Origin of the sequence: Noviherbaspirillum aridicola, assembly GCF_019656455.1 — a bacterium.
GTDB lineage: Bacteria > Pseudomonadota > Gammaproteobacteria > Burkholderiales > Burkholderiaceae_D > Noviherbaspirillum > Noviherbaspirillum aridicola.
This window is the reverse complement of record NZ_BPMK01000028.1, coordinates 1-13,299: the sequence shown is the minus strand read 5'-3', so window position 1 is coordinate 13,299 and position 13,299 is coordinate 1. Positions and strand designations below refer to the sequence as shown.

Here is a 13,299-nt window from a genome sequence, read left to right as displayed (position 1 = left end):
GGCGATAACGTCTCGATCACGGTCAAGCTGATCAACCCGATCGCGATGGAAGAAGGTCTGCGCTTCGCCATCCGCGAAGGCGGCCGTACCGTCGGCGCCGGCGTCGTTGCCAAGATCATCGAGTAATCCCTGAATTGTCGCGCTGCGCGGCCGGGCAACCGGCTTCGCAGCGTTCTCAATTCAAGCTGTTTAAGTCGTAGGGGTATAGCTCAATTGGCAGAGCGTCGGTCTCCAAAACCGAAGGTTGGGGGTTCGATTCCCTCTGCCCCTGCCACCGAATAAAGGTGCAGGGCACCGAAAGAAAGAAGCATGGCTAACCAACCCGTAGAAACCGTTGGTGCATCGAGCGACAAGATTAAGGTCGCTCTTGCTATTTGTGCCGTCGTCGCGGGTGTCGTCGGTTTTTACTTCTTGTCCGGACAGCCGACCATCATGCGCGCAGGCGCGCTGGTCGGCGGTCTGCTGGTGGCGATTGCCATCGCCTACACCTCCTCGCAGGGCCGTGAATTCCTCGGTTTTGCCAAGGAATCCGTGCGTGAGGCCAAAAAGGTTGTCTGGCCGAGCCGCAAGGAGGCAACCCAGATCACGCTGGTCGTGTTTGGCTTCGTACTGGTCATGGCGATCTTCCTCTGGGGTACGGACAAGATCCTCGAATTCGTGTTGTACGACCTGATCCTTGGCTGGAAATAATCCATGAGCGAGAACATGCAAGAAGGCGCGCCGGCCCCGCAGCAATCGGCCGGCAACAAGCGCTGGTACGTAGTCCACGCTTACTCCGGCATGGAGAAGAGCGTGCAGCGTGCGCTGATGGAGCGCATCGAGCGTGCCGGCATGCAGGACAAGTTCGGCCAGATCCTGGTGCCGACCGAGGAAGTCATCGAAGTCAAGAACGGCCAGAAGTCCGTCACCGAGCGTCGCTTTTTCCCGGGCTACGTGTTGGTCGAAATGGAAATGACCGACGATACCTGGCACCTGGTGAAGAACACCAGCAAGGTGACCGGCTTCATCGGCGGCAAGTCCAACAAGCCGACCCCGATCCCGCCGCACGAGGTCGACAAGATCCTGCATCAGATGCAGGAAGGCGTAGAGAAGCCGCGGCCCAAGGTGCTGTACGAAGTGGGCGAGCTCGTGCGTATCAAGGATGGTCCCTTCACCGACTTCAACGGCAACGTTGAAGAAGTCAACTACGAGAAATCGCGCGTGCGCGTCTCGGTCACCATCTTCGGCCGCGCCACGCCGGTCGAACTGGAATTCGGACAGGTCGAGAAGGTTTAAGTCCCGATCCCCGGCAGAATCGCAGCAAACGCTTCCGGAGCGTCACCGGCCGCCGCCAGGCAGGCCGTGGAATCCGGATCGCAGTAACGAGGAGCCCCATTAAGTCGTCCCCGGACGGGCCAACAGGCGCTAACACTCAATCAACTCAGGAGCCATCATGGCAAAGAAGATCATCGGTTTTATCAAGCTGCAAGTGCCGGCTGGTAAAGCCAACCCGTCCCCCCCGATCGGTCCGGCGCTGGGTCAGCGCGGTCTGAACATCATGGAATTCTGCAAGGCCTTCAACGCGCAGACGCAAGGCGTCGAGCCGGGCCTGCCGATCCCGGTCGTGATCACCGCGTTCGCCGACAAGTCCTTCACCTTCGTGATGAAGACGCCGCCGGCAACCATCCTGATCAAGAAGGCCGCGGGCATCCAGAAGGGTTCGCCGAAGCCCCATACCGACAAGGTCGGCAAGATCACCCGCAAGCAGGCTGAAGAAATCGCAACAACCAAGATGCCGGATCTCACGGCAGCCGACATGGAAGCCGCCGTGCGTACGATCGCCGGTTCCGCTCGTTCCATGGGTATCACGGTGGAGGGTCTGTAACATGGCAAAGCTGTCCAAACGCGCCCAGGCGATCAAGGCTAAAGTCGATCGCACCAAGCTGTACCCGTACGACAACGCGATCGCCCTGATCAAGGAATGCGCGACCGCCAAGTTCGACGAATCCATCGACGTCTCCGTCCAGCTGGGCGTTGACGCGAAGAAGTCCGACCAGGTCGTTCGCGGCTCCGTCGTCCTGCCCGCAGGCACCGGCAAGACCGTGCGCGTCGCCGTGTTCGCCTCCGGCGACAAGGCAGAGGCCGCCAAGGCCGCCGGCGCCGACATCGTCGGCATGGAAGACCTGGCAGAACGCATCAAGGGCGGCGACATGCCGTTCGATATCGTGATCGCTTCGCCGGACACCATGCGTATCGTCGGTACCCTCGGTCAGATTCTCGGCCCGCGCGGCATGATGCCGAACCCGAAGGTCGGCACCGTGACTCCGGACGTCGCAACCGCCGTGAAGAATGCCAAGGCAGGTCAGGTGCAGTACCGTACCGACAAGGCCGGCATCATCCACGCAACGATCGGCCGCAAGTCCTTCAGCGATGCAGACCTGAAGTCCAACCTGCTCGCCCTGATCGAGGCGCTGAACAAGGCCAAGCCGGCTACGAGCAAGGGCGTCTACCTGCGCAAGGTCGCGATTTCCTCGACCATGGGCGCCGGTGTGCGCGTCGACCAGAACTCTCTGGCCGCTTAAGTATCGAATCAAGCCCCCGCGCGGCAACATGGCGCGGGGCAAATCTTTGGGCCGGTTCGTCGCAGTCTGGACGCACCGGACATCAAAGACCGTTGGGCGGCGTGCATGCAGGATCGGTGCACAAAGTTAAACACCGGCAGCGCAAGCTCCGGCACCCAACGCAGATGGTGACCCGAAAAGTTTTTGTAGTCTCAACGCTGGTTCGCCGGCATGAACTCCTGAACTTCGGACGCCGTGTTCGAAACGATGCGAAGCGCAAGCCGAGCATCATAATTGGAGGTTGATCTTGAGTCTCAATCTGAATGACAAAAAGGCCGTCGTCGCCGAAGTCTCCGCGAAGGTAGCAACCGCGCAGACCATCGTCGTGGCCGAATACCGTGGCATCCAGGTTGGTCAACTGACGCAACTGCGCGCCAAGGCGCGTGCCCAGGGTGTGTACATGCGCGTGCTGAAAAACACGCTCGCACGTCGCGCCGTCGAGGGCACCGCGTTTGCTGGCCTCGCCTCCGAACTGACCGGCCCGTTGATCTATTCGATCTCCGAGGACGCCGTTGCCGCCGCCAAGGTCGTTCACGACTTTGCAAAAGGCAATGACAAACTGGTCGTCAAGGCTGGCAGCTACGCAGGCAAACCGCTCGACAAGGCGGGTGTGGCTGCACTGGCAAGCATCCCGAGCCGCGAAGTCCTCATCTCCCAGCTGCTGGGCGTGATGCAGGCTCCGGTCTCCGGCTTTGCCCGTGCGCTCGCCGCTCTGGCAGCGAAGAAGGAAGCCGAAGGCGCGTAATGCGTCGCGTCTTCCCGCGTCTGTACCGATCTGATGTAAATACCGAATCAAAATTTAGGAGTTTCAAATGGCAATCAGCAAAGAAGATATCCTCGAAGCAGTAGGCCAGATGTCCGTGATGGACCTGAACGACCTGGTCAAGGCTTTTGAAGAGAAGTTTGGCGTGTCCGCAGCTGCGATGGCAGTTGCTGGCCCCGCAGGCGGCGGCGCAGGCGCTGCTCCGGCTGCTGAAGAGCAGACCGAGTTCACCGTTGTTCTGGCCGAAGTCGGCGCGAACAAGGTCGGCGTCATCAAGGCAGTCCGTGAAATCACCGGCCTGGGCCTGAAGGAAGCCAAGGACCTGGTGGACGGCGCTCCGAAGCCCGTCAAGGAAGGCATCGCCAAGGCAGACGCCGAAGCAGCCAAGAAGAAGCTGGAAGAAGCTGGCGCAAAGGCCGAACTCAAGTAATCTCGGCCCCAGTTGGCAATTCCAGGGCGAGTCATCGTCGCCGGAGTCAAGGTTCGGAACTCTCTCGAAGGAGGGGGTTCGGCCTTGGCTCCTTTGTCGTTTTCGTGATTTTCCGGAATCTTGTCCCCGGGCGGGGATGGGATGAAGGCGGTGGTTTCAGAGCAGTCTAGTCAGGCACAAGGGCCGAGACTTGAGGATTCGCAGAGAGCGGCGGTGAGTCGCAAGACCCGCAGCGAGTCCTGAATTCTCCATCCTTCCTGTCACTCACGGAGTGTCCATGCACTACTCATTTACTGAGAAGAAGCGCATTCGCAAGTCGTTCGCGAAGCGCGCTAACGTTCACAACGTTCCGTTCCTGCTGGCGACCCAGCTCGAGTCCTACACGAGCTTCCTGCAGGCCGAAAAAGCTCCATCCCAGCGCAAGAATGAAGGCTTGCAGTCCGCCTTCAGCTCGATTTTCCCAATCGTATCTCACAATGGTTTTGCACGGCTAGAGTTTCTGTCCTATGTGTTGGGTGACCCGCCGTTCGATGTGAAAGAGTGTCAGCAGCGTGGGCTGACCTTTGCTTCGCCGCTGCGCGCGAAGGTGCGCCTGGTGATCCTCGACAAGGAATCGCCGACCAAGCCCGTAGTGAAGGAAATGAAGGAACAGGAAGTCTACATGGGCGAACTCCCGCTCATGACGGCCAACGGCTCGTTCGTCATCAATGGTACCGAGCGCGTCATCGTGTCTCAGCTGCACCGTTCGCCGGGCGTGTTCTTCGAGCACGACCGCGGCAAGACGCACTCGTCGGGCAAGCTGTTGTTCTCGGCGCGCATCATCCCCTACCGCGGCTCCTGGCTGGACTTCGAATTCGATCCGAAGGACATCCTGTACTTCCGCGTCGACCGCCGCCGCAAGATGCCGGTGACCATCCTGCTCAAGGCGATCGGCATGACGCCCGAGCAGATCCTGGCCAACTTCTTCGTCTTCGACAACTTCACCCTCCGCGCGGAAGGCGCCGAGATGGAGTTCGTCTCCGAGCGGCTGCGCGGTGAAGTCGCGCGCTTCGACATCCAGGACAGGAACGGCAAGCTGATCGTCGCCAAGGACAAGCGCATCAACGCCAAGCATGTGCGTGAAATCGAGAACGCCGGCATCAAGTACATCTCGGTGCCGGAAGACTACCTGCTCGGCCGCGTGCTGGCGACCAACATCGTCGACAGCGAGACCGGCGAAGTCATCGCCAACGCCAACGACGAGCTGACCGAAGACCTGCTTGGCCGCCTGCGCGACGCGCGCGTGACCGACATCCAGACGCTGTACACCAACGATCTGGACCAGGGCGCGTACATCTCGCAGACGCTGCGCATGGACGACACCGCCGACCAGATGGCCGCGCGCGTGGCGATCTACCGCATGATGCGTCCCGGCGAGCCGCCGACCGAGGAATCGGTCGAGGCCCTGTTCAACGGCCTGTTCTACAGCGAAGAGCGCTACGACCTGTCGGCCGTGGGCCGCATGAAGTTCAACCGCCGCATCGGCCGTGACGAACTGACCGGCACCATGACGCTGTCCAACGAGGACATCCTGGCCGTCATCAAGATCCTGGTCGAGCTGCGCAATGGCCGCGGCGAAGTGGACGATATCGACCACCTCGGCAACCGCCGCGTGCGCTGCGTCGGCGAACTGGCGGAAAACCAGTTCCGCGCCGGCCTCGTGCGTGTCGAACGCGCAGTCAAGGAACGCCTCGGCCAGGCCGAAGCGGACAACCTGATGCCGCACGACCTGATCAACTCCAAGCCGATCTCGGCAGCGATTCGCGAGTTCTTCGGATCCTCGCAGCTGTCGCAGTTCATGGACCAGACCAACCCGCTGTCGGAAATCACCCACAAGCGCCGCGTCTCCGCGCTCGGCCCGGGCGGTCTGACCCGCGAACGCGCCGGCTTCGAAGTGCGCGACGTGCACCCGACCCACTACGGCCGCGTGTGCCCGATCGAAACACCGGAAGGTCCGAACATCGGTCTGATCAACTCGCTGGCACTGTATGCCCGTCTGAACGAATACGGCTTCCTCGAGACGCCGTACCGCAAGGTCGAGAACAGCCAGGTGACCAACCAGATCGACTACCTGTCCGCGATCGAAGAAGGCCGCTATGTGATCGCCCAGGCGAACGCGACCATCGACAAGGAAGGCAAGCTGTCCGATGAGCTGGTCTCCGCGCGTCAGGCTGGCGAAACCATCCTCGTGTCGCCGGAACGCGTCCAGTACATGGACGTGGCCCCGGGCCAGGTGGTGTCGGTTGCAGCCTCGCTGATTCCGTTCCTCGAGCACGATGATGCGAACCGTGCACTGATGGGCGCCAACATGCAGCGTCAGGCCGTGCCCTGCCTGCGTCCCGAGAAGGCGTTCGTCGGTACCGGTATCGAGCGCACTGTCGCGGTCGACTCCGGCACCACCGTGCAGGCGCTGCGCGGCGGCGTCGTCGACTATGTCGATGCAGGCCGTATCGTGATCCGTGTGAACGACGATGAAGCGGCAGCAGGTGAAGTGGGTGTGGACATCTACAACCTGATCAAGTACACCCGCTCCAACCAGAACACCAACATCAACCAGCGTCCGATCGTCAAGGTCGGGGACCGTGTCGCCAAGCGCGACGTGATCGCCGACGGCGCGTCGACCGACCTGGGCGAGCTCGCGCTCGGCCAGAACATGCTGGTGGCGTTCATGCCGTGGAACGGCTACAACTTCGAGGACTCGATCCTGATCTCGGAGCGCGTGGTGGCCGACGACCGCTACACCTCGATCCACATCGAGGAGCTGTCGGTGGTCGCGCGCGACACCAAGCTCGGCGCGGAAGAAATCACCCGCGACATCTCGAACCTGGCAGAGAACCAGCTGGCCCGCCTCGATGAATCCGGCATCGTCTACATCGGCGCCGAAGTCGAAGCAGGCGACGTCCTGGTCGGTAAGGTCACGCCGAAGGGCGAGACCCAGCTGACGCCTGAAGAGAAGCTGCTGCGCGCGATCTTCGGCGAAAAGGCATCCGACGTGAAGGACACCTCGCTGCGCGTGCCCTCGGGCATGGTCGGCACCGTCATCGACGTGCAGGTGTTCACCCGCGAAGGCATCCAGCGCGACAAGCGCGCCCAGCAGATCATCGACGACGAGCTCAAGCGCTATCGCCTCGACCTGAACGACCAGCTGCGTATCGTCGAAGGCGACGCCTTCCAGCGTCTCGAGAAGATGCTGATCGGGAAAGTCGTCAACGGCGGTCCGAAGAAGCTGGCCAAGGGCGCCAAGATCACCAAGGAATACCTGGACGATCTGGACAAGTACCACTGGTTCGACATCCGTCCGGCGGAGGACGACATCGCCGCCGCACTGGAAGCGATCAAGGAATCGATCGCCGAAAAGCGTCACCAGTTCGACCTCGCCTTCGAAGAGAAGCGCAAGAAGCTCACCCAGGGCGACGAACTGCCCCCGGGCGTGCAGAAGATGGTCAAGGTCTACCTCGCGGTCAAGCGCCGCCTGCAGCCTGGCGACAAGATGGCAGGCCGCCACGGTAACAAGGGTGTGGTCTCGCGCATCGTGCCGGTGGAAGACATGCCGTACATGGCTGACGGTACGCCGGCGGACATCGTGCTCAACCCGCTGGGCGTGCCCTCGCGTATGAACGTCGGTCAGGTGCTGGAAGTCCACCTGGGCTGGGCCTCCAAGGGTCTCGGCCTGCGCATCGGCGAAATGCTGCAGGCGCAAGCCAAGGCGGCAGAGCTGCGCAAGTTCCTGACCACCGTGTACAACGAGTCGGGCAAGTCGGAAGACCTGGACAGCTTCAGCGATGACGAGATCCTGGCGCTGGCGGACAACCTGAAGCACGGCGTGCCGTTCGCGACCCCGGTGTTCGATGGCGCGCATGAGGACGAAATCCGCCGCATGCTCGACCTGGCCTATCCGGAGCCGATCGCCAAGCAGCTCGGCATGACGCCGTCGAAGAACCAGGTGACCATGTACGACGGCCGCACCGGCGAAGCCTTCGAGCGTCCGGTCACGGTCGGCTACATGCACATGCTCAAGCTGCACCACCTGGTCGACGACAAGATGCACGCACGCTCCACCGGCCCGTACTCGCTGGTGACGCAGCAGCCTCTGGGCGGCAAGGCCCAGTTCGGCGGCCAGCGCTTCGGCGAGATGGAAGTCTGGGCGCTGGAAGCCTACGGCGCGTCCTACGTGCTGCAGGAGATGCTGACCGTGAAGTCGGACGACGTGACCGGCCGTACCAAGGTTTACGAGAACCTGGTCAAGGGCGACCACGTGATCGACGCCGGCATGCCGGAGTCCTTCAACGTGCTGGTCAAGGAAATCCGCTCGCTCGGTATCGACATCGACCTGGAACGCGACTGACCGCGATGAGGATGCGGCCGCCGGCGCAAGCCGGCGCGCCGCGGCAAGCAATACAGGCAGCACAGGCAGTAAGGGAAGCGGCGCCTGCTCCCGGTATCAACGGAACCCACGCCACGACGGAAGGGCTCTCCCGCTGATGCGAACAGGGTAGAAGCCGGAACCGCTTCCATGCAACACCAAGACGCGTTATCCACGCCAACTGGAGTGAGAGAAATGAAAGCACTGCTCGATCTATTCAAGCAAGTACAGCAAAGCGAACAATTCGATGCGATCAAGATCGGCCTCGCATCGCCCGAGAAGATCCGTTCCTGGTCCTACGGCGAAGTCAAGAAGCCGGAAACCATCAACTACCGTACCTTCAAGCCGGAGCGCGACGGCCTGTTCTGCGCCAAGATCTTCGGCCCGATCAAGGACTACGAGTGCCTCTGCGGCAAGTACAAGCGCCTGAAGCACCGCGGCGTCATCTGCGAAAAGTGCGGCGTCGAAGTCACGCTGGCCAAGGTGCGCCGCGAGCGCATGGGCCACATCGAACTGGCCTCGCCGGTCGCCCACATCTGGTTCCTGAAGTCGCTGCCGTCGCGTCTGGGCATGGTGCTCGACATGACGCTGCGCGACATCGAGCGCGTGCTCTACTTCGAAGCCTACGTCGTGACCGAGCCCGGCATGACCCCGCTGAAGAAGTGCCAGATCATGTCGGAAGACGACTACGCCGCCAAGTATGAAGAATACGGCGACGACTTCGTCGCACACATGGGCGCCGAAGGCATCCGCGAACTGCTTCGCTCGATCGATATCGACCGCGACGTCGAGACCCTGCGCCAGGAGCTCAAGGATTCCAAGTCCGAAGCCAAGATCAAGAAATACGCCAAGCGCCTGAAAGTGCTCGAGGCCTTCCAGCGTTCCGGCATCAAGCCGGACTGGATGATCATGGAAGTTCTGCCGGTGCTGCCGCCGGAACTGCGTCCGCTGGTTCCGCTGGACGGCGGCCGCTTCGCGACCTCCGACCTGAACGACCTGTACCGCCGCGTCATCAACCGCAACAATCGTCTGAAGCGGCTGATGGAGCTGCGCGCCCCCGAAATCATCACCCGCAACGAAAAGCGCATGCTGCAGGAAGCCGTCGACTCCCTGCTCGACAACGGCCGCCGCGGCAAGGCGATGACCGGTGCCAACAAGCGTCCGCTGAAGTCGCTGGCCGAAATGATCAAGGGCAAGGGCGGCCGCTTCCGTCAGAACCTGCTGGGCAAGCGCGTCGACTACTCCGGCCGTTCCGTCATCGTGGTGGGCCCGCAGCTCAAGCTGCATCAGTGCGGTCTGCCGAAGCTGATGGCGCTCGAACTCTTCAAGCCCTTCATCTTCAACAAGCTCGAGCTCATGGGCCTGGCCACCACCATCAAGGCCGCCAAGAAGCTGGTCGAAGTGCAGGAGCCGGTGGTCTGGGACATCCTGGAAGAAGTCATCCGCGAGCATCCGGTGCTGCTCAACCGCGCACCGACGCTGCACCGCCTCGGCATCCAGGCGTTCGAGCCGGTCCTGATCGAAGGCAAGGCCATCCAGCTGCATCCGCTGGTTTGCGCCGCGTTCAACGCCGACTTCGACGGCGACCAGATGGCGGTTCACGTGCCGTTGTCGGTTGAAGCACAGATGGAAGCCCGCACCCTGATGCTGGCCTCCAACAACATCCTGTTCCCGTCCAACGGCGATCCGTCCATCGTGCCGTCGCAGGATATCGTGCTCGGTCTGTACTACGCCACCCGCGAGAAGATCAACGGCAAGGGCGAAGGCATGATGCTGCGCGACGTCGGCGAAGTCATCCGCGCCTACGACAACAAGGAAGTCGAGCTGACCACCCGCATCACCGTCCGCATCACCGAGTATCCGAAGGATCCGGCGACCGGCGAGTTCGTGCAGACCGTCAAGCGCTACGAGACCACCGTCGGCCGCGCCATCCTGTCCGAGATTCTGCCGAAGGGCCTGCCGTTCTCGGTGCTCAACCGCGCGCTGAAGAAAAAGGAAATCTCCAAGCTCATCAATACCTCGTTCCGCAAGTGCGGCCTGCGCGCGACCGTCGTGTTCGCCGACCAGCTGATGCAGTCCGGCTTCCGTCTCGCGACCCGTGCCGGCATCTCCATCTGCGTCGACGACATGCTGGTGCCGCCGCAGAAGGCGACCATCATCGCCCAGGCAGAGCACGAGGTGAAGCAGATCGAGCAGCAGTACTCTTCCGGCCTGGTTACCGCCGGCGAGCGCTACAACAAGGTCGTGGACATCTGGGGCAAGGCCGGCGACGAAGTCGGCAAGGCCATGATGGACCAGCTCAAGGTGGAAGACGTCGTCAAGCGCGACGGCACCCACGGCACGCAGGAGTCCTTCAACGCCATCTACATGATGGCCGACTCCGGCGCCCGCGGTTCGGCCGCCCAGATCCGCCAGCTGGCCGGCATGCGCGGCCTGATGGCCAAGCCGGACGGCTCGATCATCGAAACGCCGATTACCGCGAACTTCCGCGAAGGCCTGAACGTTCTGCAGTACTTCATCTCGACGCACGGTGCCCGTAAGGGTCTGGCCGATACGGCGCTGAAGACCGCGAACTCCGGTTACCTGACCCGCCGTCTGGTCGACGTGACCCAGGATCTGGTCGTCACCGAAGACGATTGCGGCACCGCCAACGGTTCTTCCATGAAGGCCCTGGTGGAAGGCGGTGAAGTCATCGAAGCGCTGCGCGACCGTATCCTCGGCCGCGTGTCCGCCAACGACATCATCAATCCGGAAGACCAGTCGACCCTGTACGAAGCCGGCACCCTGCTGGATGAAGACGCGGTCGAAGAGATCGAGCGCCTCGGCATCGACGAAGTCAAGGTCCGCACGCCGCTGACCTGCGACACGCGCTACGGTCTGTGCGCCAAGTGCTACGGCCGCGACCTCGGCCGCGGCGCGCTGGTCAACTCCGGCGAAGCAGTCGGTGTGGTTGCAGCACAGTCGATCGGCGAACCGGGTACCCAGCTCACGATGCGTACGTTCCACATCGGTGGTGCGGCATCGCGTGCGGCAGTTGCCTCCAGCGTCGAAGCCAAGTCCAACGGCACCGTCCGCTTCACCGCGACCATGCGCTACGTCACCAACGGCAAGGGCGAGCAGATCGTCATTTCCCGTTCCGGCGAAGTGCTGATCACCGACGACCACGGCCGCGAGCGCGAGCGTCACAAGGTGCCGTACGGCGCGACCCTGCTCGTCAAGGACGGCATGGCCCTCAAGGCCGGCACCGCCCTGGCGACCTGGGACCCGCTGACCCGTCCGATCATCACCGAGTACGCCGGTACCGTGAAGTTCGAGAACGTGGAAGAGGGCGTCACCGTCGCCAAGCAGATCGACGAGGTCACCGGCCTGTCGACCCTGGTGGTCATCGACGCCAAGCGCCGCGGTTCCTCGACCAAGGTCATGCGTCCGCAGGTCAAGCTGCTCAACGAGAAGGGCGAGGAAGTCAAGATCGCCGGCACCGAGCACGCCGTGACCATCGGCTTCCAGGTCGGCGCGCTGATCACCGTGAAGGACGGTCAGCTGGTATCCGTGGGTGAAGTGCTCGCACGTATCCCGACCGAATCGCAGAAGACCCGTGACATCACCGGCGGTCTGCCGCGCGTGGCCGAGCTGTTCGAAGCACGTTCGCCGAAGGACGCAGGCATGCTGGCCGAAGTCACCGGTACCGTCGCGTTCGGCAAGGAGACCAAGGGCAAGCAGCGCCTCGAAATCACCGACATGGACGGCAACAAGCACGAGTTCCTGATCACCAAGGACAAGCAGGTGCTGGTGCACGACGGCCAGGTGGTGAACAAGGGCGAGATGATCGTGGACGGCCCGGCCGATCCGCAGGACATCCTGCGCCTGCTCGGTATCGAAGCGCTGGCCCGCTACATCGTCGACGAAGTCCAGGACGTCTACCGTCTGCAGGGCGTGAAGATCAACGACAAGCACATCGAAGTGATCGTGCGCCAGATGCTGCGCCGCGTGCAGGTCGTGGATGCCGGCGACACCGGTTACATCCCGGGCGAGCAGGTGGAGCGTTCCGAGCTGCTCGACGAGAACGACCGCGTCATCGCCGAAGGCAAGCGTCCGGCGACTTACGAGAACGTCCTGCTCGGCATCACCAAGGCATCGCTGTCGACCGACTCCTTCATCTCGGCCGCATCGTTCCAGGAAACCACCCGCGTCCTCACCGAGGCCGCGATCATGGGCAAGAAGGACGGTCTGCGCGGTCTGAAGGAAAACGTCATCGTCGGCCGCCTGATCCCGGCCGGTACCGGTCTGGCCTATCACCGCGCCCGCAAGGAGAAGGAGACCTGGGAAGCCGAAGAGCGCACCGCGCTGCTGCAGGCCGAACAGTCCGCCCGCGCGGCGGAAGCCGAGGCATTGTTCTCGCCTGCGCCGGTTGATGGTGGTGACAACGGAAACGGCGAGGGCGGCGAAGCGTAAGTTTTACTGCTTTAAACGTCGAAACGGCGCCAGGGGAAACCCTGGCGCCGTTTTTTTATGTGTGCCGCAGAGCTATTTCGCCAACACCTGAATAACCATGAAGTGTCGCGATTTTCGAACAAGCCTAAAAGTTTTGATTATCCTCAACTAATGAAACATGTTCTTGGCTAACCTAACTTCCTCAATCGAAAGAGAGTGTGCACACACTAACAATGACCAAGATCACAGGCTCCTCACTGATTCGCGCAGCAATGCTTCTCATGTTGCTCACCTCGACGCACTCGGCACATGCTGACCTTCCATTAACTGTCGAGGACATCATTACAGATGCCGGCCGATTCAAGCTCGACGCACCGCGGCTGATGATACGGAAGATCGACCCGTATTCACTGGATTGGACATGCACGCGATTTTTGATCAGCGAGGCGACGCGATGCAACTGATAACATTGTCGCAGAACGAGATGAAGGAAACAGAAGGCGCATTCAACGGCCCAGGAGCCGTACTTGTTGTATGGGAGGCGGACTAGGTGTGATGTTTCAATAGGTTGTTCTGGTTCATTCGGATTGGATTTGAGAAACTGGAAATCGCCAAACCCCCAGTTCTCAAAGAAGCCAACCGAATGAACATCCATAAGAATGCCCGATTGACG

Annotated in this window: 10 protein-coding genes and 1 tRNA gene; 10 read left to right on the top strand and 1 reads right to left on the bottom strand. The window is 61.8% G+C overall.

Translation table 11 applies throughout. The annotated features are described in order from the left end of the window. The 10 genes from NCCP691_RS21025 to rpoC all read left to right on the top strand — a co-directional run. Positions 1 to 126, top strand: a 126-nt coding sequence (locus NCCP691_RS21025) for an EF-Tu C-terminal domain-related protein (RefSeq protein WP_455431989.1), incomplete at its 5' end; no start/stop codon positions are given. A gap of 72 nt (positions 127 to 198) precedes the next feature. Beyond that, positions 199 to 274 (top strand) — tRNA-Trp (locus NCCP691_RS21020). 35 nt (positions 275 to 309) lie between these two features. Further along, positions 310 to 690, top strand: a complete 381-nt coding sequence (gene secE, locus NCCP691_RS21015) for a preprotein translocase subunit SecE (RefSeq protein ID WP_220810531.1) — start codon at positions 310 to 312, stop codon at positions 688 to 690. Positions 691 to 693: 3 nt separating this feature from the next. After that, a complete protein-coding gene (gene nusG / locus NCCP691_RS21010; protein WP_220810530.1) occupies positions 694 to 1,275 on the top strand; it encodes a transcription termination/antitermination protein NusG in 582 nt (193 codons plus the stop codon). Between the two features lie 157 nt (positions 1,276 to 1,432). Next, positions 1,433 to 1,864, top strand: coding sequence for a 50S ribosomal protein L11 (gene rplK / locus NCCP691_RS21005; protein WP_220810529.1), 432 nt, complete (start codon positions 1,433 to 1,435; stop codon positions 1,862 to 1,864). 1 nt (position 1,865) lies between these two features. Continuing rightward, a complete protein-coding gene (gene rplA / locus NCCP691_RS21000) occupies positions 1,866 to 2,561 on the top strand; it encodes a 50S ribosomal protein L1 (protein WP_220810528.1) in 696 nt (231 codons plus the stop codon). 286 nt (positions 2,562 to 2,847) lie between these two features. Beyond that, positions 2,848 to 3,345 (top strand): 50S ribosomal protein L10, encoded by a 498-nt coding sequence (gene rplJ / locus NCCP691_RS20995; protein WP_220810527.1) that lies wholly within the window; start codon positions 2,848 to 2,850, stop codon positions 3,343 to 3,345. A gap of 67 nt (positions 3,346 to 3,412) precedes the next feature. Continuing rightward, positions 3,413 to 3,793: a 50S ribosomal protein L7/L12 gene (gene rplL, locus NCCP691_RS20990; RefSeq protein ID WP_220810526.1), complete on the top strand. Its 381-nt coding sequence runs from the start codon at positions 3,413 to 3,415 to the stop codon at positions 3,791 to 3,793. Positions 3,794 to 4,070: 277 nt separating this feature from the next. Beyond that, entirely contained in the window at positions 4,071 to 8,177 is a 4,107-nt protein-coding gene (gene rpoB, locus NCCP691_RS20985; protein WP_220810525.1) for a DNA-directed RNA polymerase subunit beta, read from the top strand. A 213-nt stretch (positions 8,178 to 8,390) separates the two neighbouring features. Beyond that, positions 8,391 to 12,647 (top strand): DNA-directed RNA polymerase subunit beta', encoded by a 4,257-nt coding sequence (gene rpoC, locus NCCP691_RS20980; protein WP_220810524.1) that lies wholly within the window; start codon positions 8,391 to 8,393, stop codon positions 12,645 to 12,647. A 181-nt stretch (positions 12,648 to 12,828) separates the two neighbouring features. Here rpoC and NCCP691_RS20975 read toward each other — a convergent pair. Then, positions 12,829 to 13,299 (bottom strand): hypothetical protein (locus NCCP691_RS20975; RefSeq protein ID WP_220810523.1); only part of this gene is annotated, 471 nt, incomplete at its 5' end.

What these genes read in the sequence shown, in the direction of transcription:
- rplL (WP_220810526.1), top strand. Translation starts at nt 3,413, where the DNA reads ATGGCAATCAGCAAAGAAGATATCCTCGAAGCAGTAGGCCAGATGTCC.
- rplA (WP_220810528.1), top strand. Translation starts at nt 1,866, where the DNA reads ATGGCAAAGCTGTCCAAACGCGCCCAGGCGATCAAGGCTAAAGTCGAT.
- rpoB (WP_220810525.1), top strand. Translation starts at nt 4,071, where the DNA reads ATGCACTACTCATTTACTGAGAAGAAGCGCATTCGCAAGTCGTTCGCG.
- rpoC (WP_220810524.1), top strand. Translation starts at nt 8,391, where the DNA reads ATGAAAGCACTGCTCGATCTATTCAAGCAAGTACAGCAAAGCGAACAA.
- secE (WP_220810531.1), top strand. Translation starts at nt 310, where the DNA reads ATGGCTAACCAACCCGTAGAAACCGTTGGTGCATCGAGCGACAAGATT.
- nusG (WP_220810530.1), top strand. Translation starts at nt 694, where the DNA reads ATGAGCGAGAACATGCAAGAAGGCGCGCCGGCCCCGCAGCAATCGGCC.
- rplK (WP_220810529.1), top strand. Translation starts at nt 1,433, where the DNA reads ATGGCAAAGAAGATCATCGGTTTTATCAAGCTGCAAGTGCCGGCTGGT.